Annotated in this window: 30 protein-coding genes; 18 read left to right on the forward strand and 12 right to left on the reverse strand. The window is 69.8% G+C overall.

Going from position 1 to position 25095, the window contains the following annotated elements:
* Window positions 1–15: 15 nt before the first annotated feature.
* Both CNO20_RS23580 and tmcA read right to left on the reverse strand, forming a co-directional pair.
* On the reverse strand, window positions 16–180 hold the full coding sequence (locus tag CNO20_RS23580) for a DUF8014 family protein (RefSeq protein WP_199174954.1): 165 nt from the start codon (window positions 178–180) through the stop codon (window positions 16–18).
* A 51-nt stretch (window positions 181–231) separates the two neighbouring features.
* Complete coding sequence (gene tmcA, locus CNO20_RS21235; protein ID WP_101298205.1) at window positions 232–2493, reverse strand: tRNA(Met) cytidine acetyltransferase TmcA; 2262 nt, start codon at window positions 2491–2493, stop codon at window positions 232–234.
* 196 nt (window positions 2494–2689) lie between these two features.
* Here tmcA and CNO20_RS21240 point away from each other — a divergent pair, with 196 nt between their 5' ends.
* Window positions 2690–2923, forward strand: coding sequence for an antitoxin VapB family protein (locus CNO20_RS21240; RefSeq protein ID WP_101298206.1), 234 nt, complete (start codon window positions 2690–2692; stop codon window positions 2921–2923).
* Window positions 2904–3299: a PIN domain-containing protein gene (locus CNO20_RS21245; RefSeq protein ID WP_101298207.1), complete on the forward strand. Its 396-nt coding sequence runs from the start codon at window positions 2904–2906 to the stop codon at window positions 3297–3299. Before CNO20_RS21240 ends, CNO20_RS21245 begins: the two co-directional genes overlap by 20 nt.
* Before the next feature lie 108 nt (window positions 3300–3407).
* Here the strand turns inward: CNO20_RS21245 and CNO20_RS21250 are convergent, their stop codons facing one another.
* Both CNO20_RS21250 and CNO20_RS21255 read right to left on the reverse strand, forming a co-directional pair.
* Window positions 3408–3716, reverse strand: coding sequence for a hypothetical protein (locus tag CNO20_RS21250; protein ID WP_101298208.1), 309 nt, complete (start codon window positions 3714–3716; stop codon window positions 3408–3410).
* Between the two features lie 133 nt (window positions 3717–3849).
* Window positions 3850–4062 (reverse strand): hypothetical protein, encoded by a 213-nt coding sequence (locus CNO20_RS21255; protein WP_101298209.1) that lies wholly within the window; start codon window positions 4060–4062, stop codon window positions 3850–3852.
* Between the two features lie 200 nt (window positions 4063–4262).
* Here CNO20_RS21255 and CNO20_RS21260 point away from each other — a divergent pair, with 200 nt between their 5' ends.
* The 7 genes from CNO20_RS21260 (at window position 4263) to CNO20_RS21290 (ending at window position 8984) form a co-directional block, all read left to right on the forward strand.
* Window positions 4263–4751 carry a 50S ribosomal protein L11 gene (locus CNO20_RS21260; RefSeq protein WP_101298210.1) on the forward strand — a complete coding sequence of 163 codons (489 nt, stop codon included), beginning with the start codon at window positions 4263–4265 and terminating at the stop codon, window positions 4749–4751.
* Window positions 4752–5061: 310 nt separating this feature from the next.
* Window positions 5062–5703, forward strand: coding sequence for a 50S ribosomal protein L1 (locus CNO20_RS21265; protein WP_101298211.1), 642 nt, complete (start codon window positions 5062–5064; stop codon window positions 5701–5703).
* Window positions 5700–6737: a 50S ribosomal protein L10 gene (locus CNO20_RS21270; protein ID WP_101298212.1), complete on the forward strand. Its 1038-nt coding sequence runs from the start codon at window positions 5700–5702 to the stop codon at window positions 6735–6737. Before CNO20_RS21265 ends, CNO20_RS21270 begins: the two co-directional genes overlap by 4 nt.
* A 15-nt stretch (window positions 6738–6752) precedes the next feature.
* On the forward strand, window positions 6753–7082 hold the full coding sequence (gene rpl12p / locus CNO20_RS21275; protein ID WP_101298213.1) for a 50S ribosomal protein P1: 330 nt from the start codon (window positions 6753–6755) through the stop codon (window positions 7080–7082).
* A 160-nt stretch (window positions 7083–7242) separates the two neighbouring features.
* Entirely contained in the window at window positions 7243–8484 is a 1242-nt protein-coding gene (locus CNO20_RS21280) for a tripartite tricarboxylate transporter permease (RefSeq protein ID WP_101298214.1), read from the forward strand.
* Between the two features lie 51 nt (window positions 8485–8535).
* Window positions 8536–8715: an HVO_2753 family zinc finger protein gene (locus tag CNO20_RS21285; protein WP_101298215.1), complete on the forward strand. Its 180-nt coding sequence runs from the start codon at window positions 8536–8538 to the stop codon at window positions 8713–8715.
* Between the two features lie 2 nt (window positions 8716–8717).
* Window positions 8718–8984 carry an elongation factor 1-beta gene (locus tag CNO20_RS21290; protein ID WP_101298216.1) on the forward strand — a complete coding sequence of 89 codons (267 nt, stop codon included), beginning with the start codon at window positions 8718–8720 and terminating at the stop codon, window positions 8982–8984.
* Here the strand turns inward: CNO20_RS21290 and CNO20_RS21295 are convergent.
* From CNO20_RS21295 to CNO20_RS21310, 4 genes are all read right to left on the reverse strand, one after another.
* Window positions 8981–10699 (reverse strand): glycosyltransferase family protein, encoded by a 1719-nt coding sequence (locus tag CNO20_RS21295; protein ID WP_101298217.1) that lies wholly within the window; start codon window positions 10697–10699, stop codon window positions 8981–8983. The genes CNO20_RS21290 and CNO20_RS21295 overlap by 4 nt on opposite strands.
* A 27-nt stretch (window positions 10700–10726) precedes the next feature.
* Window positions 10727–12073, reverse strand: a complete 1347-nt coding sequence (locus tag CNO20_RS21300; protein ID WP_101298218.1) for a glycosyltransferase family 2 protein — start codon at window positions 12071–12073, stop codon at window positions 10727–10729.
* A gap of 144 nt (window positions 12074–12217) precedes the next feature.
* A complete protein-coding gene (locus tag CNO20_RS21305; RefSeq protein ID WP_101298219.1) occupies window positions 12218–13387 on the reverse strand; it encodes a cystathionine gamma-synthase in 1170 nt (389 codons plus the stop codon).
* 82 nt (window positions 13388–13469) lie between these two features.
* Window positions 13470–14189, reverse strand: a complete 720-nt coding sequence (locus tag CNO20_RS21310; RefSeq protein ID WP_101298220.1) for a sugar phosphate nucleotidyltransferase — start codon at window positions 14187–14189, stop codon at window positions 13470–13472.
* Between the two features lie 128 nt (window positions 14190–14317).
* Here CNO20_RS21310 and CNO20_RS21315 point away from each other — a divergent pair, with 128 nt between their 5' ends.
* The 9 genes from CNO20_RS21315 (at window position 14318) to CNO20_RS23585 (ending at window position 21091) form a co-directional block, all read left to right on the forward strand.
* Window positions 14318–14608 carry a 50S ribosomal protein L21e gene (locus CNO20_RS21315; protein WP_101298221.1) on the forward strand — a complete coding sequence of 97 codons (291 nt, stop codon included), beginning with the start codon at window positions 14318–14320 and terminating at the stop codon, window positions 14606–14608.
* Window positions 14609–14965 carry an RNA polymerase Rpb4 family protein gene (locus CNO20_RS21320; RefSeq protein ID WP_101298222.1) on the forward strand — a complete coding sequence of 119 codons (357 nt, stop codon included), beginning with the start codon at window positions 14609–14611 and terminating at the stop codon, window positions 14963–14965. It abuts the gene before it with no gap.
* Between the two features lie 42 nt (window positions 14966–15007).
* Entirely contained in the window at window positions 15008–15598 is a 591-nt protein-coding gene (locus tag CNO20_RS21325; protein WP_101298223.1) for a DUF655 domain-containing protein, read from the forward strand.
* A gap of 55 nt (window positions 15599–15653) precedes the next feature.
* Window positions 15654–16547: a 16S ribosomal RNA methyltransferase A gene (locus CNO20_RS21330; RefSeq protein ID WP_101298224.1), complete on the forward strand. Its 894-nt coding sequence runs from the start codon at window positions 15654–15656 to the stop codon at window positions 16545–16547.
* The gene (locus tag CNO20_RS21335) at window positions 16534–17829 is read left to right on the forward strand and encodes a mechanosensitive ion channel family protein (RefSeq protein ID WP_158237461.1); all 1296 of its coding nucleotides are present in this window, start codon (window positions 16534–16536) and stop codon (window positions 17827–17829) included. The genes CNO20_RS21330 and CNO20_RS21335 overlap by 14 nt, the downstream gene beginning before the upstream one ends.
* A complete protein-coding gene (locus tag CNO20_RS21340) occupies window positions 17826–18449 on the forward strand; it encodes a HemK2/MTQ2 family protein methyltransferase (RefSeq protein WP_101298226.1) in 624 nt (207 codons plus the stop codon). The genes CNO20_RS21335 and CNO20_RS21340 overlap by 4 nt, the downstream gene beginning before the upstream one ends.
* A 59-nt stretch (window positions 18450–18508) precedes the next feature.
* The gene (locus CNO20_RS21345) at window positions 18509–19561 is read left to right on the forward strand and encodes a 5-methyltetrahydropteroyltriglutamate--homocysteine methyltransferase (protein ID WP_101298227.1); all 1053 of its coding nucleotides are present in this window, start codon (window positions 18509–18511) and stop codon (window positions 19559–19561) included.
* Window positions 19558–20631: a methionine synthase gene (locus CNO20_RS21350; RefSeq protein ID WP_101298228.1), complete on the forward strand. Its 1074-nt coding sequence runs from the start codon at window positions 19558–19560 to the stop codon at window positions 20629–20631. The genes CNO20_RS21345 and CNO20_RS21350 overlap by 4 nt, the downstream gene beginning before the upstream one ends.
* A gap of 322 nt (window positions 20632–20953) precedes the next feature.
* Complete coding sequence (locus tag CNO20_RS23585; RefSeq protein ID WP_199174955.1) at window positions 20954–21091, forward strand: DUF7503 family protein; 138 nt, start codon at window positions 20954–20956, stop codon at window positions 21089–21091.
* Window positions 21092–21113: 22 nt separating this feature from the next.
* On the opposite strand, the gene CNO20_RS21355 is transcribed toward CNO20_RS23585, so the two are convergent.
* The 4 genes from CNO20_RS21355 to CNO20_RS21370 form a co-directional block, all read right to left on the reverse strand.
* The gene (locus tag CNO20_RS21355; protein ID WP_101298229.1) at window positions 21114–23288 is read right to left on the reverse strand and encodes a CHAT domain-containing protein; all 2175 of its coding nucleotides are present in this window, start codon (window positions 23286–23288) and stop codon (window positions 21114–21116) included.
* 66 nt (window positions 23289–23354) lie between these two features.
* Window positions 23355–24065, reverse strand: a complete 711-nt coding sequence (locus tag CNO20_RS21360) for a DUF7504 family protein (protein WP_143423312.1) — start codon at window positions 24063–24065, stop codon at window positions 23355–23357.
* Between the two features lie 144 nt (window positions 24066–24209).
* On the reverse strand, window positions 24210–24533 hold the full coding sequence (locus CNO20_RS21365) for a 2Fe-2S iron-sulfur cluster-binding protein (protein ID WP_101298231.1): 324 nt from the start codon (window positions 24531–24533) through the stop codon (window positions 24210–24212).
* On the reverse strand, window positions 24530–25095 hold a 566-nt coding region (locus tag CNO20_RS21370), incomplete at its 5' end, for a selenium-binding family protein (protein ID WP_233204274.1). The genes CNO20_RS21365 and CNO20_RS21370, both read right to left, overlap by 4 nt.

Genomic DNA, 25095 nt, shown 5'->3' on the forward strand with positions numbered 1-25095 from the left:
CGCTCACCGCCGGTCTCACCGCCAGTTCTCCTCGGCCCCGTCCAGCGGCTCCGCGACGACGCCGTCCCGCTGCACCTGCGCCCGAGCGTGCGCCGTACACACGTCCCGGTCGTCGGCCCACGGGACGTACAGCCGCACGGCCGCCGGGTTGTCGCACCCCTCTTCCGCGCACTGCTCCATGCGACGGTCTACCGCCCCCGGGCTAATCCGTGTACCGCTGCCGTCCCCGGGCTACTCCGCGTACCGCTCGCGCTCCTCGAACGCCGCGTCGGTCCCGTAGCGATCGACCAGCGGCGCGTAGGCGTCGCCGAGCGCCCGCATGCACTGACCGGCGGAGACGAACCCGAGTTCGTCGGCGACGGCGGGCCAGGGGTGCGCCTGCAGTACTTTCCGGACGAGCAGCCGCTCCTCGCGCGCGGTCAGCTCCGCGCCGCCGTCCGGCGCGGTCAGGTGCGCAAGCGCGAGGGTGCGGAACGCCTCCGGCGCGGTCGTGTACAGCCCGGGGCCGTAGGACGCTCCGACGGCGATCCGCCACTCGCGCTCCGTGAGCTCCGGGGCGACGGCGTCTCCGGCGGCCCGAAGCGCCGCCCGCGCGACGTCGGGGTCGAGGTCTCGGAGCGGGTCGGAGAGCACGCCCGCGGCGCGCTCCGTGAACCACCGCGCGTGGCGGTCGCGGAGGTCGCGCCCTGCCCCGCTCAGCGGCAGCAGCATCAGGGCCGAGTACTCGCCGCTGGTCTCGTTGCGGGTCGTCGACAGGTGGACCGTCCGGTAGCCGTTGCGCTCCCAGAAGGAGACGAGCTCCGGCGTCGCGCCGTAGCCGACGCCGAGCCAGTCCGTCCGGGCAGGGTTCTCCCCCTCGACCTCCGCGCGGACCTCGGCGAGCAGCCGGCTCCCGAGCCCCTCCGATCGGACGGCGTGGTGCGTGGCGATGCGCATCACCCGGTAGCCGACGGGGATCCCCGCGTCCTCGTCGCGGAGCTGGCTCGTGAGTACGTCGGGGAGCATGTTCCCGCGGACGCGCGCGCCGTCGTACATCGACCGGCGCGTCTCCGCCGACAGCCCCCCTTCGCGGGCGAGCAGCGCGACCGAAACCACGCGTCCCCGGTGCAGGAGCGCGCGGAGCGCGAGGTTCGGCGCGTCGAGCAGGCGGGCGAGGTCGTCCGGTTCGGTCCGGTAGTGCGCGAGCACCAGCAGGCCGAACGCCTCGCGCAGCAGGTGCTCGTCGGCGAGCAGGTCCTCCGACGACAGCGCCCGGTAGTCGACTGACTCGGGCGTCGCGTCGGCGACGAGCGGCTCGACCGCCGGCCGCGCGTCGAGCAGGAGCGCGCGGAACGCCCACGACTCGACGGGATCGCCCCGGGCGTACCGGATCGGCTCGTCGAGTCGCACGTCGCGGACCGCCAGGGCGCTCGCGTCGAGGCGGTCCCGAAAGCGGACTGAAAAGCCCCGTCCGGCGCCCTCGTAGCCGTGGACCGTCGTGAAGAAGCCGACCGCCGGCGCGTCGAGGAAGCGCGAGAGGAGCCGAACCGGCAGCGCGGCGGCCTCGTCGACGAGCACCGCGTCCGGCCCGCCGGGGAGTTCGGCGGCGTCCGGCGGCGGGGCGAACCGCACTCGACCGCCGCCCGCCGCGTCCAGCGTTCGACCGTCCTCGCTTTCGGCGGCGAGCGCGCCTCGCGCGTCGAGCAGCTCGCGGGCGCGGGCGAACGCTTCGGACGCGTTCCGAAAGCCGGGGGCGGTGATCAGCACGTCCGCGCCCGAGGAGGCGAGACTCCCCGCGGCGAGCCCGGCCGCGCTCGACTTGCCGCGACCGCGGTCCGCCTCGACGACGACGGCGTTCCCGGGGTCGCACAGCGCTTCGAGCGCGCGGACGGCGCGCGCCTGGTCCGCGGTCAGGCAGGCCTCGTACGCGCCGGCCGGGAAGGTCCGATCCGCGGGGACGGTCGGCGGGGACGCTCCGACGGTCGCGTCCGCGCCGGTGAGTCCGTCGCGCTCGACGGTCGCGTCACCCTCGGCGAGCGAGACGATCGCCACGCCGGGATGCCGGCGGAGCGTCCCGACGAGGCGCTCGCGGAACCGCCCGGTCACGTCGTCGACGCCGAACGGAGGGACCGCGAGGTGCTCGTCGAAGGCGTCGCGCCGAACGGGCCACTCGTCGAGCGGCGGCGTCAGGAGGACGAGCAGGCCGCCGCCGTCGACCGCGCCGACGACGCGGCCGAGGGCGTTGGGCGAGAAGTCCTCGTGGGCGTCGAGGACGATCGCGTCGCGCGTGGTGCCGAGCAGCGCGGCGGCGCGCTTCGGCGACAGCCGCTTGAACCGGAACCCCTCGCGCGACGTGACGAGCGTCACCCCCTCGTCCGGGACACCGGCCGCTTCGACGGCCGCGAACGCGGCGTCGACGCCGGCGTCGCGGTCGCCCGCGAGGACGAGCAGGCGGCGCTCGTTCGTCCGCGCGGCCTCCTCGCGGAGCGCGGCCGCGAGCGTGGAGACGTCCATACCGTCGGGTACCGACCGCGCGGGGTAATGGTTTCCGTCCGCGACTTCCGAGTTAGTTCCCCTCCGCGACCCCCGAGCCGGTTGTCGTCCGCAGCGTCCGAGCCGCGGCTCTCGCGTTCGCCCGCGACCGGTCGGACGTGAGCGGATTCGGACGACACGCTTATCCGCGGGGTGAACGTAAACGTACGTGTACACGATGGCGACGAAAACGATCACGATTCGGGAGGACGTTTACGAGCGTCTCGCATCCGAAAAGCGGGAGGGGGAGAGTTTTAGCGATCTGCTCGAACGGCTCACGAAGACCGAAGCGGACCCTCTCGAATCGGCCGGCGCGTGGGAGGGAACGACCTTCGGCGAGACGCGAGACGAGTGGCGGAAGAAGTTCGACCGCGACGCGAAGGAGCGACGAAATGCGCTGTCTGGACATTAGCCACCTCATCGACTACTTCCGTCCCGATCGCGACGGGCACGCGGCCGCCGTCTCGTACGTCAAAGACCACTACGGGGAATCGTTCTTCGTCCCGCCGCACGTCGCGTACGAACTATCTCAGTACGCAATCGAAACGAAGGGGCCGGAGGGGCTCTCTCAGCTCTCGAAAGACCTCGCGTGGACGAAATCGCTGGCGTTCGGAAGCGAAGAGGCGACCGAAGCCGCGCGTATAAACGCCGAACTCCACGGCTCGGGGACGCCTATCAACGAAATGGACGTACTCATCGCGGGAACCGTCCGCGCGGCGGGCGGAACGCTCGTCACCCGCGATCGGGACTACGAGCGCGTCGACGGACTGGACGTCGATCGCTACTGACCGACTGAACGTCAACGGCTACTGACGGCGACTCGCGTTGCGTTCCACCCTCTCCTCGCGCCGACCTAATCACCGAAAAAGCGCACCGCCCGGGATCTCGTCGCCGAGCTACGCCGTCTCTTCGGCGAGGTCGTCGAGCTCCTCGAGCTCTTCGAACTCCTCGTCGCCGCCGGTGACCTTCTTCGCGACGGCCGCGATGGCGATAAGCACCGCGAGCGCGAGCAGGACCTTGAGCCCGTTTCCGCCGCCGGTCTCCTCGGCTTCGGCCGTTTCCGCGTCCGTTCCCTCGTCGAAGTCGAACTCGTCTTCGCCGTCCTCGGCTTCTTCGCCGGAGGACCGACCGAACGTCTTCGAACCGAGCTGGACGGTGCCGTCGTGGAAGTGGAGCTCCAACATCGTGAACGATTTCTCAGCCATACCCGTCAGTACACCGACGGAACCCTTAGCCGTTTTGCCCGGCACCCGACTGCCGCCGACCGCGGGCGCGTCGGCGCGGGCTCCGAATCACGTCGGCGATCCGTCGGCGACGATTCGCGACCGGCGGATCGGATCAGATGGCGCAGTCGTCGACGAACTCGACGAACCCCTCGTCGTACCAGCCGTCGCCTCCGTCGTCCGTCCCCTCGGTCGCCTCGTCGGCCGTCAGCCCGCGGTCGATCACCCAGTGGATCCACTCTTCTATCGTCTCGTCCTCCGACAGCCGCGCGCGGATCTGATCGTGGGTTCGGGCGTCGAGTCGAAGCGCGATTTCGGTCCCTCCCATGCGAAACAGAGACGACGCCGTCGGGGATAAGTGTGATCGAGCCGACGGCGACGGGGCGGCGACGGGACGGCGGTACCGCGAGGCCGCGGGGCTACGACACCGCGACGTCGCGGCGTCGTAATGCGCCGAGGAGCGATCGCGGAAGCCCGCCGAAAAGCGACTTGGCAACGTTTAAAGGTCGCCGCGGGTTTCTCTGAGACATGGCCGGAACCATCGAAGCGCTCGTTCCGGGCGGAAAGGCCAACCCCGGCCCGCCGCTCGGTCCCGAGCTCGGACCGACGCCCGTCAACGTCCAGGACGTCGTCAACGAGATCAACGAACAGACCGCCGCGTTCGACGGGATGGAAGTGCCCGTCACCGTCGAGTACGAGGACGACGGCTCGTTCACCATCGAGGTGGGCGTCCCGCCGACGGCGGCGCTCATCAAGGACGAGGCCGGTTTCGAAACCGGAAGCGGCGAGCCGCAGAAGGACTTCGTCGCCGACATCTCCGTCGACCAGGTGAAGAAGATCGCGGAGCAGAAGCGGTCGGACCTCCTGGCGTACGACCTGAAGAACGCCGCGAAGGAGGTCGTCGGCACCTGCGTCTCGCTCGGCGTCACCATCGAGGGCAACGACCCCCGCGAGTTCAAAGAGCGGATCGACGACGGCGAGTACGACGACGTCTTTGCCGAGGAAGCGGCGGCGTAGCGAGGCGACGGCACGAGGCGCGAGCGAAGCGAACGCCTCACCGTCTTCGCCGAGGAAGCGGCGGCGTAGGTCGCGCGATTCTCCGCCCACTGGTATCCTTTCTGATAACAACTGCGCGGCGACGGTCCCGCGCCGAGCCGGCTCCTCCGCCGCGAACGGGGCGGGCGACCGCTTCGACCGCGTGATCCGTCCGTTTCCGTGGGAGGTTCGACGGGCTTAAGTAGCGCATCGCCCTCGTCAGAAACGAGACAGGCTTCGCCTGTTTCACTGACCCGTAGGAGCAGACTCCTGCGCACTACGGAGGTGAATAATGGCAGACGACACACTAGTACAAGCAGTCTCTCGCGCTCTCGACGAGGCGCCGCCGCGGAACTTCCGCGAGACGGTCGACCTCGCGATAAATCTGCGCGATCTGGATCTCAACGACCCGTCGAACCGCGTCGACGAGGGGATCGTACTGCCGTCCGGCACCGGCCAGGACACGACGATCGTCGTGTTCGCGACCGGCGAGACGGCGCTCCGCGCCGAAGACGTCGCCGATCAGGTGCTCGGACCCGACGACCTCGAAGACCTCGGAGACGACACCGACGCCGCCAAAGATCTGGCGGACGACACGGACTTCTTCGTCGCCGAGGCGAACCTGATGCAGGACATCGGTCGCTACCTCGGTCGGGTGCTCGGTCCGCGCGGCAAGATGCCGACGCCGCTGCAGCCCGACGACGACGTCGTTGAGACGGTGAACCGGATGAAGAACACCGTTCAGCTTCGAAGCCGCGACCGCCGCACGTTCCACACGCGCGTCGGGGCCGACGACATGTCGGCGGAGGAGATCGCCGACAACATCGACGTCATCGTTCGGCGGCTGGAGGCCAACCTCGAGAAGGGGCCGCTCAACATCGACTCCATCTACGTGAAGACGACGATGGGCCCCTCCGTGGAGGTACCCGCATGAGCGAGAGCGAATCCGTCCGTCGAACCGAGGTCATCCCGCAGTGGAAGCAGGACGAGGTCGACGAACTCGTCGAGTTCATCGAGAGCTACGCGTCCGTCGGCGTCGTCGGCGTCACGGGGATCCCGAGCCGGCAGCTCCAGAACATGCGCCGCGAGCTTCACGGCAGCGCCGAGGTGCGCATGAGCCGGAACACGCTCGTCGTCCGCGCGCTGGAGGAGGTCGACGACGGCGTCGAGCAGCTGACGGGGTACATCGAAGGGCAGGTCGCCCTCATCGGCACGAACGACAACCCGTTCGGGCTGTACAGGCAGCTCGAAGCGTCGAAGACGCCCGCCCCGATCAACGCGGGCGAGATCGCCCCGAACGACATCGTCATCCCCGAGGGCGACACCGGCGTCGACCCGGGTCCGTTCGTCGGCGAACTCCAGCAGGTCGGCGCGTCGGCCCGCATCATGGAGGGGTCGATCAAGGTCACCGAGGACAGCCACGTCCTCGACGCCGGCGAGGAGGTCAGCGCGCAGCTCGCCTCCGTCCTGAGCGAACTCGGCATCGAGCCGAAGGAGGTCGGGCTCGACCTGAAGGGCGTCTACTCCGAGGGCGTCCTGTTCGAGCCCGAGGAGCTCGCCATCGACGTGGACGAGTACCGCGCGAACATCCAGTCCGCGGTCTCGGCCGCGACCAACCTGTCGGTCAACGCCGTCTACCCGACGGAACAGACCGCGCCGCTGCTCATCGCCAAGGCGACCGGCGAGGCGAAGGCGGTCGGCCTCTCCGCCGCGATCGCGGAGCCCGACCTCGTGCCGGATCTCGTCGCCAAGGCCGACGCGCAGCTCCGCGCGCTCGCCGCGCGGATCGACGACGAGGAGGCGCTCCCGGAGGAGCTACGCGGCGTGGAAGCGCCGGCCGCTCCCGCCGCGGAGGCCGAAGAGGAACCGTCTGACGAAGAAGCCGCCGAGACCGAAGCCGCCGAGGACGAAGACGAGGACGACGATGACGACGAGGGGGCCGAGGGGCTCGGCGCGATGTTCGGATAACAACGGAGAAGGACAATGGAATACGTCTACGCAGCACTCATCCTGAACGAAACGGGCGAAGAGATCAACGAAGACAACCTGACCGCGGTCCTCGAGGCCGCGGGCGTCGACGTCGAGGAATCCCGCGTCAAGGCGCTCGTCGCCGCGCTGGAGGACGTCGACATCGACGAGGCCGTCGAGACGGCCGCCGCCGCGCCCGCCGCTGCGGCGCCCGCCGCGGGCGGCGCGGAGGCCGAGGAGGCCGAAGCCGACGAGGAGGAAGAGGAGGCCGCCGCCGAGGAAGAAGAGGAAGACGAGGAAGAAGACGAGGCCAGCGGCGAGGGCCTCGGCGAGCTGTTCGGCTGAGCTTCGGCAGGCCGTCCTCCCTCGAAAGCCGAATTTTTTCGATCGACGTCGCGCGAGCCGACGGTTTACCACGAGAACCGCCGAATCAACCCGGCCCGAGGAACGCCGAGGGCCGTTCGACGCGAACGTTTACGTACCAAGAGGCGGCCAACTCGCCGCGATGGATCCCCTCGACGCCCGGCTGGTCGCCGCCCCCGACCTCGCGCTGTCGACGCTCGCGTTCGCGCTCTGCGGCGTCGCCCTCGGGACGGTGAGCGGTCTCACGCCGGGGCTGCACGCGAACAACTTCGCGCTCCTCCTCGCGTCCGCCGCGCCGGTGGTTCCCGGCCCGCCAACGTCCGTCTGCGCGGCGATACTCGCGGCGGGCGTCGTGCACACGTTCCTCGACGTGGTTCCGGCGCTCGCGCTCGGCGTCCCCGACGCGGCGATGGCGGCGACCGCGCTGCCCGGCCACCGGCTGGTCCTCGCCGGACGGGGCCGGGAGGCGCTCAGGCTGTCGGCGGTCGGGAGCGTCGCGGCGGTCGCGCTTTCGGTGCCGCTGGCCCTGCCCGTCACGTGGCTCGTGACCGCCGTCTACGCCGACGTCCGGGCGCACCTCCCGCTGGTGCTCGCCGCGGTGGTCGCGTTCGTGGTCCTCACGGAGCCGTCGCGCCGCGCCGCCGTCGCGGGCGTCGTCGCCTTTGGGCTGAGCGCCGCGCTCGGCGCCGCGACGCTCGACCTCTCACCCGCTGCGCCGCTCCCGGCGGGCGGCGTCCTCGCGCCCCTGTTCGCGGGACTGTTCGGCGCGCCCGTCCTGCTCGACGCGCTCGGCGGCGGGGGCGTCCCGCCGCAGGACGACCCGCACCTCGCGCTGCCGCGGCGCGACGTCGGACTGACGGCGCTGGCCGGCTCCGCCTCCGGCGCGGTCGTGGGGTACCTCCCCGGCGTCTCGGCGGCCGTCGCGTCGGTCCTGTCGCTGCCGCTGGTCCCCGGGCGGAGCGGGGCGCGGGGCTTCCTGATCGCGACGAGCGGCGCGAACACGGCGAACACCGTCTTCGCGCTCTTCGCGCTGGTCGCCCTCGGCGTCCCGCGGACCGGGGTGATGGTCGCGCTGGAACGCGTCGAACCGGCCCCGCCGCTGCCGCCGCTCCTGGCGACGATCGCTCTCGCGGCGCTCGTCGGGTTCGTCCTCGTCGTCGCGGTCGGCGACGCGTACCTGCGCGCCGCCGGCGACCTGGACACCGACGCGCTCTGCGTCGGCGTGCTCGCGCTGCTCGTCTGCCTCTCCGGGCTGTTCGCGGGCCCCGTCGGGATCCCGGTGTTCGCCGTCGCCACGCTCGTCGGCCTCGTCCCGCCCCGGCTCGGCACGCGCCGGATCCACCTGGTGGGGGTGCTCATCGGCCCGCTCGCGCTCGGGATCTGAGCCGGGAGGCGAAAGACAACCGTTAAAAGTCGCCGCCCGGTTTGTGTGGGTATGAGCCAGTCGGAGCAGCAGCAGACGCGTCAGTGCGTCTCCTGCGGCATCAACATCGCGGGCATGAGCGCCGCGTCGTTCAAGTGCCCCGAGTGCGGCCAGCAGATCTACCGCTGCGCGAAGTGCCGCAAGCAGAGCAACCTCTACGAGTGTCCGGACTGCGGGTTCATGGGGCCGTAACCATGGGAAAGGTCGCAGCCAAGCTCAAGGTCATGCCGGAGAGCCCCGAGATCGACCTCGACGAGCTGCAAGAGCGGCTCGAAGAGGCGCTCCCGGAGGGCGCGAAGATCAACGGCTTCGAGCGCGACAACGTCGCCTTCGGGCTCGTCGCGCTCCTGCCCACGGTCATCGTCCCCGACGACGCCGGCGGCACCGAGGCCGTCGAGGAGTCGTTCCAGACCGTCGACGGCGTCGAGAGCGTCGCCGTCGAGAACGTCGGCCGGATCTAGGCCGCCGCCTCCGCCCCTTCCTCCGATGCTGTCGCGGTCGGGCGACGGGTCGAATCGGACCCGGAACCGACGGCGTCGCCGTCCGCGATCCGGAAGATCACCGCGCCCTCGTTTTCGAACCGTAGCTCGTACCGATCGGAGCCGCGCAGCGACGCGATAAGCTCCGTCGGCGGACCGCGCTCTTCGCCCTGGACGGTGTACGCGTCCGTCGGAACGTACACGTACTCCGGATCGCCGTCGACGGCGGCGAGCGAGCGACGGAGACACGTCTGCTCACGGCAGGAGGAGACGGCCTTGAACAGCGCCTCCTGCCGGTGGTACTCCCCGGTCGTCGTCCACTCCGCGCCCCACGGGCTCGCGAGGATCGTCCGCTCGGCGTAGAGCGGGAACCACTCGGCGCCGTCGCCGAGCACCACGAAGTCGGCCGACGGGGACGTGTGCGCCCGCGCCCACGCCATCGCCTCCAGGTCCGCGGAATCGACCGTCTGCGGCTGGGTGTGTCCCCCTTCGTGCGCCGTCTGCAGCGCGCTCGCGGCGAACGCGACCCCGAGCGCGCCGGCGCAGACCAGCAGCGTCGCCGCGACGACGGTTTCGACCGTCCGACGTCGACGCGCCGAGCGGACGTACCCGGCGACCCTCGGGGCGAGCAGGTCGAAAAGCAGGGCGGCGCTCAGCATCGCGCCGGGGACGAACACGAAGCGCTGCTTGCCGACGAAGTAGCCCGCGACGAGCAGCCAGAGCGGCAGGAAGAAGCGCCGCCGGTACAGGGCGTAGAGGGCGCCGGCGAACGCCAGCGCGTAGAACGGGGTGAGCGCGTCCATCACGGACAGCGGGTAGACGAACCGACTTCCGAGCCGATGGAGGCCGCCGCCGAGCCCCGTGTGGGTCCCGGAGGCGGCGAGGAAGACGTCCGCGCCGTGAGTCGAGACGACGTGGACGAGCCAGGGGGAAGAAAGCGCCAGCCCGCCCGCCGCGACGGCCGCGCCGCGGAGCAGGCCGCGCGCGGTCCGGTCGAACGCGGCGAAAAACAGCAGGTAGCTCGTCGCGAAGAAGGTGGCGTAGACGGGGTGGGTCAGCACCGTCAGCCCGAACAGGACGGCCGCGGCGGGGACGAGGTGCCGCCGTCGTCGCTCCGCCTCGCCGCCGGTGCGGAAGAGTCGGACCCCGACGTACAACCCGGTCAGCGTGAGCAGGAACGCGGGGGCGCGCACCAGCCCGCCGGCGGAGATGTGCCAGCGGAGGACCGGCGGCGTCACCGCGAAGAGGACCGTCGCGACGCCCGCTCGCCGCGTCGGCCCCAGGAACTCCCGCGCGAGGAGATAGTAGGGGGCGAGACACGCGATCGTCGCGATCCCGGGGAGGTACAGCGCGAGCGAGACGGGATCGACGCCGGTGAGATCGACCAGGAGCGCCGCGGCGTAGAACGCGAGCGGCGGGTACGCGAAGGGGACGCCGCGGGCGGTGTAGTGGGGGATGCGCTCGGGGGGCGCGTAGCCGTGAGCGCGGATCTCGGCGGCCATCCGGAGGTACAGGCCGCCCTCGTAGGCGGGGTGGGTGTGCGCGGAGAGGTAGGCGACGTAGACGGCGACGGCGGCGCAGAGGGCGACGCCGAACCAGGCGTGATCGGCCGCCGCGGTTCGTGCGGTTCGGACGGTCCGCGCGGCCCGCCACGTCCGCCGATCCGACGTCCGCCGTTCGCCCGGCGATCCCGTCATCCGTCCGGATTCCGGTTCATCCCGTGTTCAGCCGGAGCGCGACGTCGTGATGTACACGCTGGGCGCGTCGAGGACGAACTCATCGATGAACGCGGCGACGAAGACGATCGTCTGGAAGATGAGGTAGAACCACAGCGTGAAGGCCGCCAGGTACTCCAGCGGGTGGTGCGCCTCCCCGTCCCGCCAGTCCTGGATGAAGATCAGGTACGACACGACGACGGGGGCGATCGAGATCAGCGTCCAGAGCACCCACGCGTCCGGGATGTACGTGGCCGTCTTGATCCGGGTGAGGTGGCTCAGGAGGTTCATCGGGAGCGCCAGGATGAAGAAGGCGGGCACGATCGCGTACGAAAACGTGTACACGGCGTCGAGGCGCTTCCGCAGCGAGACGGTCGGCTGTCGGGGCAGCGTCGGGAGGTACCTGACCGCGACCTGCATCCACCCGCGGGCCCACCGGCTGCGCTGGCTCCACCACGCGGACAGCGTCGCCGGGTTCTCCTCGTACGTGATCACCTGCGGATCGACCTGCAGTTCCTTGCCGGCCGAGTGGATCTTCGACGACATGTCGATGTCCTCGACCAGCACCGTCTCGTCGAAGTCCCCGAGCTCGGTGAACACCTCGGCCCTGAAGAACGCCTGCCCGCCGCCGAAGATGGTGAACCCGCCCACGACCTCGCGGGCGAACAGGTCTGCCTTCTCGGCGATGTGCCGCTCGACGGTCGCGTGCAGGGCGAGAAGCGAGTCGGTGGGGTTCCGGCCGTAACAGCGGCCCTTGACGCACCAGATGTCCTCGTCCGAGACGAACCACGAGACGGCGCGTCGGACGGCGTCCGATCTGAACTGGTGGTCGGCGTCGATGCTGGCGATGATGTCCCCCGTCGCGTGGCGGAGGGCGTAGTTCGTCGCTTTCGCCTTCCCGCCCCCCGGCTCGTCGCGCTCGACCGCCCTGAACAGGTCGCTTCCGGCCGCGGCGCGTTCTGCGATCTCGGCGGTCCTGTCGGTCGACGCGCGCTCGTAACAGATGACGACCTCCAGCTTCTCGCGGGGGTAATCGAGCAGCTCGCAGGCGTCGATGGTCCCCTGGAGGACCGGCTCTTCGTTGTACGCGGGAATCAGCACGCTCACCGTCGGGAGCTCCTCGTCGGCCACCGTCTCGACCGGATCGACGCGGCTGAACGCGAGCATCGACGAGACGAACGTGCGCCCCACGAGCCCGAGAAGTAACACGAGGAGGAGCGTGTTGACGATCTGTGCGTACTCCTCGAACACGAAAAGCGGGACGAGCAATCCGGCGACCAGGAGGCTGGCGACGACGACGTACCTCGCGATCGTCCTCACGGAGACGTTCAGTTCCTCGGCGGTCTTGACCTCCATCTCTCAACGTTATATCACGCGCAAAGCGGCTAAATGTGTCGGCCGATGCTATTATGTAAAACTATAAGAGGTCTTCGCGCGGTGGGGGTCAGATTCCCGCTACGTCTAGCGGTTTTGGGAGTTTCGATCGGGCGGGACGCGGCGTCAGTTCGTCGCCGCGTCGAGCGCCCGCTCCAGGTCGGCCTTCAGGTCCTCGACGTGCTCGACGCCGACGCTCACGCGGATCAGCCCGTCCGTCAGCCCGGCGGCGCGACGCTCCTCCCGCGGAATCGCCGCGTGGGTCATCGCCGCGGGCTGTTCGATCAGGCTCTCGACGCCGCCGAGGCTCTCCGCGAGCGCGAACACCTCCGTCGTCTCGACGACCTCGCTCGCCTGTTCGAGCGTGCCGTCGAGTTCGAAGCTGAGCATGCCGCCGAAGTCGTCCATCTGCGCCGCCGCGAGGTCGTGCTGCGGGTGCGACTCCAGCCCGGGGTAGTACACGCGATCGACCGCCGGGTGGTCGTCGAGCCACCGCGCCAGTTCGCGCGCGTTGTCGCAGTGGCGGTCCATCCGGACCGGGAGCGTCTTCGTCCCGCGGAGCACGAGGAAGCAGTCGAACGGGCCGGGCGTCGCGCCGACGCTGTTCTGGTAGAAGCCGAACCGCTCGTCGAGTTCGGCGTCGTCCGTGATCAGCGCGCCGCCGACCACGTCGGAGTGGCCGCCGAGGTACTTCGTCAGCGAGTGGCAGACGACGTCCGCGCCGAACTCCAGGGGCCGCTGGAGGTACGGCGTGGCGAACGTGTTGTCGACCGCACAGAGCGCGCCGCCCTCGTGGGCGACGTCCGCGAGCGCCGCGATGTCGTTGACGTTCATCAGAGGGTTCGTCGGCGTCTCGACCCACACGAGCGCCGTCTCCTCGCGCATCGCCTCCCGAACCGCGTCGTGGTCGGTCGTGTCGACGAAGTCGAACGCGACGTCGTACTTCTCGTACACCCGGGTGAAGATGCGGTGGGTACCCCCGTACACGTCGTCGCCCGCGACGACGTGATCGCCCGATTCGAGCAGGTTGAGCACGGTGTTGATCGCCCCCATCCCGGAGGAGAAACACCGGCCGTACTCGCCGCCTTCGAGGCTCGCAAGGTTCTCCTCCAGGTCCGTGCGGGTGGGGTTCCCCGTCCGGGAGTACTCGTACCCGCGGTGCTCGCCCGGCGCGTCCTGCGCGTACGTCGAGTTGGCGTAGATGGGCGTCATCAGCGCCCCCGTCTCCGGGTCGGGCTCCTGGCCGGCGTGGATCGCGCGCGTCTCGATGCGGAAGTCGTCCTCGTCGTCGGTCATACCCGGTCCTCGTTCCCCGGCGGCCTGATTCTTGCCCTTCGGCGCGGCCGGTTCGCGATCCGATTCGGCGCCGAAAGCGGCGTCACCCGGCGTCTCGAAGCCGCCGCTCCGCCTCGTCGCGGTCGGCCGGGGTGTTGACGTTGGCGACCCACCCGTCGCAGTCGACGCCGACGAGGGTGTGCCGCGCCCTGACGAGGACGCCCATCGCGTCCGCGAGTTCGTACTCGCCCCGCGGGGAGCGCCTGAGCAGGTCGCAGGCGTCGAACACCGCGGGCGTGAACGTGTGGAAGGCCGACGCGACGCGGGGCCGATCCGGCGGGTTCTCGGGCTTGTTCTCGATCGCGACGACCTCGCCGCGCTCGTCCGTTCGACAGATCGCCTTCTCTCGGGCCCGCGCCGGCGACACCCGCTCCAGGAGCGTCGTCCCGTCGACGCCGTCCTCGCGCTGGCGTTCGATGCACCGCTCGACGTCCGCGCGGACGACGCTGTCGCCGTCCATGACCATGAACGGCCCGTCGACCCGGTCGCGGGCGGTCGAGAGCGCGTGCGCCATCCCCTCCGGCGACGCCTGCCGCGCGTAGCTGACCGGGACGCCGTCGAAGGACTCGCCGTACCGCCCTACGATCCGCTCGCCGCGGTACCCCACGACGACGATCAGCTCCGTCGCGCCGGCGGCGACGAGGCGCTCGAAGCAGCGCGTCAGGAGCGGTTTCCCGGCGACCTCGACCAGGGGCTTCGGTTTGTCGTCGGTGAGCGATCCGAGCCGCGTGCCTCGGCCGGCGGCGGGAACGACGGCTTGCATGGTCGGCGCGTCGCGCGCGGGTCCGATAAGGCTATCCGCCGCCGTGGCCGCGACCGTGCGAGCGGTTCTCACCTCGGGAGCGGAACGCACCATTTATAGTCAAACCGCCAGTATCCCTTCGCACGACTATGCCGAGTTCGAACGGACCCATGAAGGGCACGCGGAACAAGCTGAAGAACCACCCGCGCGAGCGCGGGACGTCCCCGCCGCAGCGCGCGATCCAGGAGTACGAGGTCGGCCAGAAGGTCCACCTCAAACTCGACCCGAGCGTCCCGGACGGCCGCTTCCACCCGCGCTTCAGCGGCCACACCGGCGAAGTCGTCGGCAAGCAGGGGCGCGCGTTCAAGGTCCGGATCGTCGACGGCGGCAAGGAGAAGACGCTGATCACCCGGCCCGCCCACCTGCGCGCGCAGAAGTAGATGACCATCTTCAAAGAGAAGCTCGACGAGGAGTACCTAACCGTCTCCGAGGTCAAGGAACTTCTCATCGAGGTCAACGCGGAGCGCGAAGGCGACGAGGAGCGCGACCTCCGCTACGAGCTCGCTCGCGCCATCGAGCACGTCAACCGGTTCGCGGTGCTCGACCCCGAGGAGTCCCGCGAACTCGTCGCGGAGCTCCGCGAGCTGGAGAAGGTCGACGAGGCGACCGCGTACAAGATCGCCGACCTGCTGCCGCGGGACCGGAACGAACTCCGCGCCGTGTTCGCCAAACAGCGGTACGCGCTGGACGGCGACGAACTCGACGAGATTCTGAACGTCGTCGCGAAGTACGCCTGATCGTCCCACCGTTTAAATAGACTGTGGACATATCCCTTCAGTATGACTACAGCCGAGAGCGGCGAGGCCGCGGACGACGAAAAGCGGTACGCCGTCGTCCTCGATTATCTCCCCCACGGTCGCGCCGACGACAACCGCCCGCAGTACAAGAAGCAACCGCTGGCGTACGCGCTCGGGGAGGCGGACTTCCGGCTCGTCGAGCTGACGTTCGCCCCGGACGCCGACGTCGGCATCGGCGACAGAGTGGTCGTCGACCCCGCGTCGGCCCGCGAGCGGGTCGAGCGCGTCCGCGACATCGGCTACGGAGACCTGTCGAACAACGCGGTCTCGGAGCTGGAGTACGCCGTCGCCGACATCGTCGACGCCGACGAGGAGCGGTTCGTCGGCTTCTACAACGAGGCCCAGCCCATCACGCTCCGCCTCCACCAGCTCAACCTCCTCCCCGGCATCGGGAAGAAGCTCCGGAACAACATCCTCGACGCGCGGAAGCGCGAGCCGTTCGAGAGCTTCGAGGACCTGGAGGAGCGCGTGTCGGGGCTCCACCGGCCCAAGGAGGTGCTCGTCGAGCGGATCATCGAGGAGCTCCGCGACGACGACCTGAAGTACAAGACGTTCGTGCAACGCGACCGGTAGGCCGGCGGGACGACCAAACGGGAAGTTTACACGCGTCCGGGGGAAAGGTCCCCCAATGACCGAGCCGGGCCGCGTATCCGAACAGCCGGGCGGCGAACCGACGTTCCGGGACCCGGACGACCTCATCCGGCGGGCGGGCGTCCGCGGCGACTCGGACCGCGACCAGCACTTTCTGATCGACGACCGCGTCCTCGATCGGATCCCGGGCTACCTGCCGGACGGCGCGGACGCGAGCCACCTCCTGGAGATCGGCGGCGGCACCGGCGCGCTCACCGACCGCCTCCTCACCGTCGGCGAGCGGGTCACCGTGGTCGAGCGGGATCCGCGGCTCGCCGCGTTTCTGCGGCGCGAGTTCGCCAGCGAGGTCGAGGACGGACGCCTCGACGTGGTCGAAGGGGACGCGCTCTCGGTTCCCCTCCCCGACTTCACGGCCTGCGTCTCGAACCTCCCGTACGGCGTCTCCAGCGAGATCGCCTTTCGGCTCCTCCCGCGGGGGAGACCGCTCGTCCTCATGTTCCAGAAGGAGTTCGCAGAACGGATGGTGGCGGAGCCGGGGACGGACGAGTATGGGCGGCTGTCGGTGAGCGCCCAGCACTACGCCGACGTGGAACTCGTCGAGCCGGTGCCGCCGACGGCGTTCTCGCCGCCGCCGGCGGTCGACAGCGCCGTCGTCCGCGCGACGCCGCGGGAGCCCGAGTACGAGGTCGACGACGAGGCGTTCTTCCTCGACTTCGTGAAGGCGATGTTCACCCAGCGGCGGAAGACGATCCGCAACGCGATCCGGAACACGACGCACATCACCGGCATCGCCGACGCCGAGGCCGTCCTCGACGCCGTCGACGAGGACCTGCTGCGAAGGCGGGCGGGGAAGCTCGCGCCGTCGCAGTTCGCGGCGCTCGCGTCGGTCGCGGCCGAGCGCGGACGGGGTGATGGCGATGGTAGCGGCTGAAGGCGCGATGGAGATGATCGTGGTTGAGGGCGCGATGGCGATGGCGGCGGCCGAAGGCGTGATAGAGATGGGAGCGACCGAAGGTCTGGTACCGCTCTTGCAGGGGGGAGGCGAGGCCTCGACCCCCGAACCCGTGGAGGGGCCGATAAGCAAGCTTCCGTTCGAGACGAAGGTGGTTCTGACGGTGCTCATCGTCGCCGCGCTGCTCGGTATCCGATACGCCGCCGGTCGGTGGCAGAGCTCCCACCACCCGGGCGAGCGGTCGGCGCTGAAGCTCACCGTGTCGGGCTGTGTGGCCGTCATCACGACGCTCGGCGTGCTGTCGCTCATCGACATCTGGGACCTCCTCGTGCCCCTCCAGCGGGCCGTCGTGAACCTCGGCGGCGACAACCTCCCCGGCAAAGTGCTCATCTCGGGCGTCCTGCTCGCGGCGACCTACGCGCTCACGAGCTTCATCGGTCGGGTGATCGAGGAGCTGACGGGGCCGAACCAGGCGCTCAGCGAGCACGAGCGGGAGATCGTCTTCCGGCTCGCGCAGGTGGGGCTGTACGCCGTCGTCCTCCTCGTCGTCCTCAGCCTGTTCACCCAGGACATCGGCAGCTTCCTCGTCGGCGCGGGCTTCCTCGGCGTCGTGCTCGGGCTCGCGGCCCAGCAGACCCTCGGCTCGATCGTCGCGGGGTTCGTGCTCATGTTCTCACGGCCGTTCGAACTGGGCGACTGGGTCATCGTCGTCGACGAGAGCGAGGACGGAGTGGAGGGGATCGTCACCGACATCACCATCTTCAACACGCGCATCCAGACGTTTGACGGCGAGTACGTGATGCTCCCGAACGACGAGATAAGCGCCAGCTCGATCGTCAACCGCACCCGCAAGGGCCGACTCCGCATCGAGGTCGACGTCGGCGTCGACTACGACGCGGATCCCGAGCGCGCCGCCGACGTCGCGCTCTCCGCCGTCGACGACCTCGAAGAGACGATGAGCGTCCCCTCGCCGCAGGTCGTCCTGAAGGAGTTCGGCGACTCGGCGGTCCTGCTCGGCGTGCGCGTCTGGGTCGACAATCCGAGCGCCCGCCGCGTCTGGCGGGCCCGGTCGGCCGTCGTCGCCGCGATCAAGCGCGCGTACGACGAGGAGGGGATCAAGATCCCCTACCCGCAGCACGAACTCACGGCGCGGCGGGAGGAGGGCGGCTTCCGGCTGGCCGGGGGACGCGACCGCGGCGTGGAGGCGACGCCCGACGGCGGAGACCGGGACGGAGAGAACCGAGACGGAGGCGGCCGGTGACAGAGCGCGAACGGCGCGGCGAGCCCGCCTCGCTCGCCGAGCGGCGCGGGCTCGAAACGCGCGTGTACCAGCCGGCGGAGGACTCCGGCCTGCTCGCGAAAGCGGCCGTCGAGCGCGTCTCCGGGCTCGTGCTCGAAGTCGGAACGGGGTCGGGGTGGGTCGCCGAAACGGTCGCCCGCGAGACGGGCGCGCGGGTGATCGCGAGCGACGTCAACCCCCACGCGTGCCGCCAGGCGCGAGCGCGGGCCGAGGGGGCGGACGAACGAGGCGGCTCCGTCGAAGTCGTGCGCGCCGACCTGCTCACCCCGTTCCGCGGCGGGACGTTCGACGCGGTGCTCTTCAACCCGCCGTACCTCCCGACCGACCCCGAAAACGAGTGGGACGACTGGATGGAAGCGGCGCTGTCCGGCGGCGAGACGGGTCGAAAGCTGATCGAGCCGTTTCTCGACGACGTGGGCCGCGTCCTCGCGCCGGACGGCGTCGTCCTCCTGCTCGTGAGCAGCCTCTCGGGGTTCGACGAGGTCGTCGCCCGCGCCGAGCGGCGGGGGTTCGCCGCGGAGACCGTCGTCGAGGAGTCCTACCCGTTCGAGTCTCTCTCGGTGCTACTCCTCCGGAGATAACTCTCAAACATTTCCACCATCAGCAAATATTAAGCCCCGGCATTCCATAGCCGGACACGATGACCGAACTCGTAGCGACGACGCCCGGGTTGTTCCCGCTCCCCGACTGGGCGAAGGATCGCCTGTCGGATCTGAAAGGCCACCAGAAGGGAGACCTGATCAGCGGAGACGAGAGCGCCGAGATCGTCGAGGCGTACGACGACGCCCGCGCCGAGGTGATAGGAGACCAGCGCGCGGCCGGCCTCGACCGGATCGTCGAGGGGCAGCTCCGCTGGGACGACATGCTCGCTCACCCGCTCGCCGTCCACGAGAACGTCGAGACGGGCGGGATCGTCCGGTACTACGACAACAACAACTTCTACCGCGACCCGCGCGTAACCGGCGAACTCGACTTCTCCGGCGACGTGGCCGCCGAGCTGGAGGCCGCCGCGGCGCTGCTGGGCGACGGAACGAGCGCCGCCAGCTCCGACGGCTCGGACGACTTCGGCGCCACCGGCACCCTCCAGGCGGTCCTCCCCGGTCCCTACTCGCTTTCGGACCTCGCAACCGACGAGTACTACGGCGACGAGGCGGAGTTCCTCGGCGCCGTCGCCGACTTCCTCGCCGGCGAGGTCGAATCGTTCCCCGAGCACGAGACGCTGTTCCTCCTCGAACCGTCGCTCGTCGAGAACCCGCCCGGCGGCGACCTCGACGCCCGCGCGAGCGAGGCCGTGGACGCCGTCGCCGCCGCGACCGACGCGGACGTGGTCGTCCACACCTACTGGGGCGCGCTGGAGGAGAAGGTGTACGCCCACCTCATGGACGCGGACGTCGAGGCGATCGGCTTCGACCTCGTCGCCGGCGACCGCGACCAGTCGCTGTACAACGTCAACGAGTACGGCACCAAGGACGAGGTCGCGCTCGGCCTCGCCGACGGGCAGAACACGCTCGTCGAGAGCCCCGAGACGATCCGAGAGCGGGTCGAGTGGACGCTCGACCAGGTACCCGCGACGGAATTCGACCGCGCGTACGTGACAACTAACACCGAGACCTTCTACCTGCCCGTGAACAGGCACAAGGAGAAACTGGCCGCCCTCGCGGAGGCCGCGAGCGTGACGGAGGTGGAGGCGTGAGCCGCAACCCCGAGAACCGCGAGCAGTTCCGCCCGGCGGACCACCCCCACGAGCACTTCCTGCTCACGACCGTCGTCGGAAGCTACCCGAAGCCGAAGTGGCTCAACCGGGCCGGGGACCTCGCCGAGGATCCCGACTCGAAGTTCACGGAGGCGCACCTCCGCGAGGCGCACGACGACGCCTGCCGCGTCATCACCCACGAGCACGAGCGGGCCGGCCTCGACACGGTCGTCGACGGCGAGATGCGGCGCAACGAGATGGTCGAGTTCTTCGCCCACCGCATCGAGGGCTACGAGTTCAACGGCCCCGTCAAGGTGTGGGGGCACAACTACTTCGACAAGCCGAGCGTCGCCGACGCGGTCGAGTACGACGAGCCGTGGCTCGTCGACGAGTTCGAGTTCACCGCCGGCGTCGCCTCGAAGCCGGTGAAGGTTCCCATCACCGGCCCGTACACGCTGGCCAACTGGTCGTTCAACGAGGCGTACGACAGCGAGGAGGAGCTCGCCTACGACCTCGCGGACCTCGTGAACACGGAGGTCGAGCGGCTGGTCGAGGCCGGCGCGCGCTACGTCCAGATCGACGAACCCGCGCTGGCGACCACGCCGGACGATCACGCCATCGTCGGCGAGTGCCTAGAGCGCATCGTCGCCGACGTCCCCGAGGAGGTCCGCATCGGCCTGCACGTCTGTTACGGCGACTACTCGCGCATCTACCCCGAGCTCAACGACTTCCCGATCGACGAGTTCGACGTCGAGCTCTGCAACGGCGGCTACGAGCAGGTCGACGTGTTCACCGAGCCGGCGTTCGAGCCCGACCTCGCGCTCGGGGTCGTCGACGCCCACACCGCCGAGGTCGAACCCGTCGAGGAGATCAAGGGGAACATCCTGTGGGGTCTCGAGATCGTCCCGCCCGAGAAGCTCACCGTCTCGCCCGACTGCGGGCTGAAACTCCTCCCCCGGGAGATCGCCTACGGCAAGATGGAGAACATGGTGAAGGCGGCCCGCGAGGTCGAGGCTGCGCTCGACGCCGGCGAGATCGACCTCGAGAAGTCGCCCGCGACCGCTGACTGAACCCGCCTTCCGACGCCGCTTTTTCCGCCAGCGACGGGAGAGCGACGGTGCCCCATCTCGACCCCGCGGACGGTCACCCGGTCGAACTGAGCGTCATCGGGCGTTCGAACCGGTCGCCCGCTCGGATCCCCATCTTCCCCTCCCCGTGTTTGACCCATGACAGTCGCCGGTGACGCACGATACCACCCGTCGCACTGACCTCGGTCGCCGACTTTCTCGAAACGCTAACTCACTACTGCACGTCGGCCTTCTGGTTTTAGTTTTTTAGTGCGTTAAACCTTTAGAAAATTTTATCATTTCAGCATTCGTGGCTGTGAATGTGATGTCGAACGCGAACGAAATGAAGGAGTACCTGTCCGAGCATCCGAAGATGGTCGGCGTGCTGTTCACGCTGATCCTCCTGGCGTCGCAGGCCGGAACCGCCCTCGCGGCCAACGGTTCGGGACTCAACGGCCCGTAGGCGACCGGCCCGCCGACGCGGCTCAGTCGACGAGGTCAAACGACCATCGGAGTTTTTCGTCGAGTAACACCGGACAGTTCTGGAGCGACAGGAGTTCCGAGAGCGCGTCGCCGTCGAGCGCGAACGGGTCCGTACTGCCGTAGCAGAGGTAGTACTCCTCGTTGTCGGCGACGTGGGGGACGAAGATGCTCCCCATCCCGTCCCCGGTCCCGGGCTGGAGTTCGAAGCGCACCTCGTATCGATCGCGGCCGATCTCGGCGACGCGAAGGAGGTTCGGAATGGTGCTCTCCGACTGGGAGATCGCCAGCCGGCCGTCGCCGAGCACGCTGTACTGGTGGCCCTGCGCGCTCTGCGTCCGAGCGACGTTCAGCGCCGAGGAGACGGTGAACCCGGCGTCGAGCAGGCGGGCGAACGTCGCGCCCAGCTCGGTCGCGCCCGCGTTTCCGACCGCGGACGACGTAACGACGCCCGCGACGCTCCCGCGTTCGACGAGCGCGACGCCCTGGTCGCGGGACGTGCAGGCGTTCAGGAAGAAGGCGTCGACGCCGACGCTCCCCGGGGGAAGCTCCCTGGCGTCGAGCAGTCCGTCCGGACACACCATCCCGCCCGAGCGGATGTGACCGACGTAGTGAAGGAGGTCGTGGTCGGATCGGAGCGCGTCCGCGAGCGCCTCCCGGTCGATTTCGCGGTACACCGTCACGTCGAACGGGGAGTCGCCGCGGTACGCCTCGTCGACGACTTCGCCCTCCCCGGCCATCTCCGGGTCGTTCACGACGACGGCGATCTCGAGCGCGCCCTCCGTCTCCGCGCGGGCCAGTCGGTTGCGGTGCGCCGCGGGCATCGTCCACGACCGCCCGAACGGAACGCTCTCCGGCGGGCCGATCCACGTCTCGGCGAGCGTCGCCTCGTCGGCGGCGGCCGAACCGCGAACGTCGGGCGGATCGCCGCCGGGGGACGCGCCGCCCCTCGCGGTTCCGCTCGGTTCGCTCGATTCGTCCGACTCGCCCGCTCCGATCGATCCGTCTCCCCCGTCCGTTCCGCCGTCCCCGCGCCGCGAGCGGAGGAACGAGTCGATGGCCTCCGGATCGACCGACACCCGGGCGGGGGTCGACGCGTGTTCGCCCGGCGGCGACACGAGGGCGAGCGCGTCGGCGAGAAACGGCAGCATCCTGACCGACTCGGCGCGTTCGTCGACGATCGCCCGGAGCTCCCACTCAGGGACGATCTCCGACACGAGATCCCACGGTACGGAGAGGTAGGCGTCCACCTGCTCGGCGAGCGACCGGTCGTACAGCGCCGAAAAGTCGAGGTCCGCGAGCGACTCCATCCGACGCCGCTCGGCCAACGAGAGGGAGTACAGCCCCTCCGTCCGGGTACAGCAGTCCAGCGTGAGCACCTGCCTGAGCGCCCGGCCGGCCGCGGTGTGGACGTCGGGGTCGGAGAGCCGAACGGAGGTGCCGACCGCGGTCTCCAGACGCGCCGGCCCCCCGTCGCTCGGTCGGACGCTTGCGCCGAGGTAGTACGAGAGCGGCGTCACGGCGTACACCGCGTCGGGCCTCTCCGGAACCAGGATCTCGACGCCCGTCGACGGGCGTTCGAGCCCCTCCGGGATCTCGAAGGACGCGGCCGGCTCGACGAGGGGCGGGTGGCCCCGGAGCGTCGGGTACGACCGCTCGCAGGTCGTCGTCTTGAGCGCCGACCCGAAGTACGACACCGCCTCCATGAGCGACTCGGGGTCGGTCGGCGTCCGGATCGTGCCGGCCGGCCGCTGGTGGTACGAACGGGCTCCGAGCGTCACCGCCTCCTCGCGCTCGAACTCGATCTCGGTGTAGGCGGCGTTCGTCACGGTGAACGCGCCCGCGACGCGGAGGTACAGCTTCACCGGCGTCGCCATCTCGACGAGGTACGCGCTCTCGCCCGGCGGCGGGAGGTCGACGCTCGAGAGGTGCTGCGCTTCCGCGACCATCTCGCCCGCGCCGTCGCGCACGTACACCGCCGCGACGTCGGGGAACCGCACGGCGGTCGTCTCGATCCTGGCCGCGGCGTCTATCGGCGCGGCGAACGCCCCGGGATCGGCCGGAACCGGTGAGACGGGCGCGGGCGTCTCTACGGAGTACTCCTGTCGGTCGATCGGATCGAAGATCCGAACGCCGTGCGCGTCGTCGGCCCGTGCGTGGATTCGCGGCTGTAGCGACATCTCCTTGCCTCGAAACCTGTCGTCGGGCCGAAACGAACCCGCCGCTTTACGGCCGCGTCGGCCCTCTTATCGAATGTCGAGCGCCAGCGACTTCTGGATGTCGGGTTCGCGCAGATCCCAGGTCTGAACATAGCCCCGGTCGGCCGCCTCGACCGAGAGGACGATCTCGAAGTTCGACTCCAGCGCTCGAACGGTTTCGTGCGTTCGCGGGAGCGGAAGGTAGGCGTGCCCCATCCCCTCCGTCTCGCGGACGCGCGCGGTCACCGCCTCGACGAGCGACTCCGTCGGGGCGGTCCCGTAGGCGTCGAGCAGCGGTGCCAGCGAATCGAGGCACATGCGGAGTTCGGCGGGCTTCAGGTCCCCGGCGGATCGGGTCAACGAGTCGATCGCGCCGAGGATGTCCTGCTGAAAGCCGAGAATGCTGTCGCTCGGACTGAAAATGCGCGAGCCGTCCTCCACCAGCGCGCCCGTGGAGCGCGCGCTGGACGAGCGCACGGTTCCCTCGTGAAGGAGAACGCGGGTGCGGTTCCTGTCGATCTCCGACATCTCCGTCGGGAGGCGCTCGGCCGCCGTCGCGGCCGCGTCGGCCGTGAGCGCGAGCAGGCGGAACCGGCGTTCGTCGGACGCGCCGAGGTGCTGACGGCTGAGGTGCGTTCGGACCTCCAGGGGGAGCGTACCGACGGCGAGCGTGTTACACCCCGTCGTCTTGTACGTCTGCAGGGCGGTTTCGAAGTCGAACCCCTCCCCGGAGCGCTCTCCCCTGACGATCATACCCATACCTTGAATTCGGGACAGAGGTAAGTAAACATTTTCGTATGTCGGGAGTGTATTCGGTTACTTTCCCGTCAAATTAGTTAAGCGACGAACGACCGAAACGTACGCCCCTCCGGCGGCGCGACAGTACGGGGCGGCCGCCCGCCGTCACCGCCACGGGTTCGACACCAGTTCCGCCTGCACGTCGCTTCCGACTCGGAGCCGGCAGTCGGTCCGCGGCTCGGCCACGCAGAGCAGGACGTACCCGTCCGCGAGGTGGCGCTCCTTCAGCGCGCGCGGCGGCCGACGGTGTTCGACCCGTCCCGCGAGCAGTTGTCCGGCGCAGGTGGCGCACGCGCCGGTGAGACAGCCGAACGGCAGGGAGACGCCCTCGCGCCCGGCGGCGTCCAGCACCGTCTCGTCCCCGCGGACGGCGATCGTCTCCGTCCGGCCGTCGCGCCACCGGAGTTCGACCCGGTGAACCGCGCTCACAACCACACGTCGCTGGTGCAGTCGCCGTCGGGCCAGCGGATCTCGTGGGCGCGGGCGGGCCCGTCGGGGAGGTCGCCGAAGTCCACGAGGAACTCCTCGTCCAGCTCCATCGTCCCCTTCCGCGGGTTCACGTCCGCCTTCAGCATCACCGATCCCCGTTCGCCCTCCTCCGGATAGAACTGGTTGTCCCACGAGGAAAACAGCGACGTGGTCCAGTAGAGTCGCTCGCCGTCGAGCGACAGTTGCAGCATCTGCGGGCCGCCGATCACCTCGCGGGCGTCCTCGCCGAGCGGTCGCCGCGGGCCGAAGTGCCCGCCGGCCCACACCCGATCGGCCAGACGGGGGTTCGCGGGGTCGGAGACGTCGTACATGCGGACGTCGCCGTGGAGCCAGTTGGAGAAAAAGAGGTAGCGGTCGTCCATCGACACCAGGAGATCGGTGACGAGTCCGGGGACGGGCATCTCCCAGTCGTCGTGCTCGCGCGGTTCGACGTCGATCACTTTCTCCGCGCGCCACTCGCCGTCGCGCTCGGAAAAGTGGAACACGTTCGACGACAGCGCCG

Source organism: Halegenticoccus soli (genome assembly GCF_002844195.1).
In the GTDB taxonomy this organism is placed as follows: Archaea; Halobacteriota; Halobacteria; order Halobacteriales; family Haloferacaceae; genus Halegenticoccus; species Halegenticoccus soli.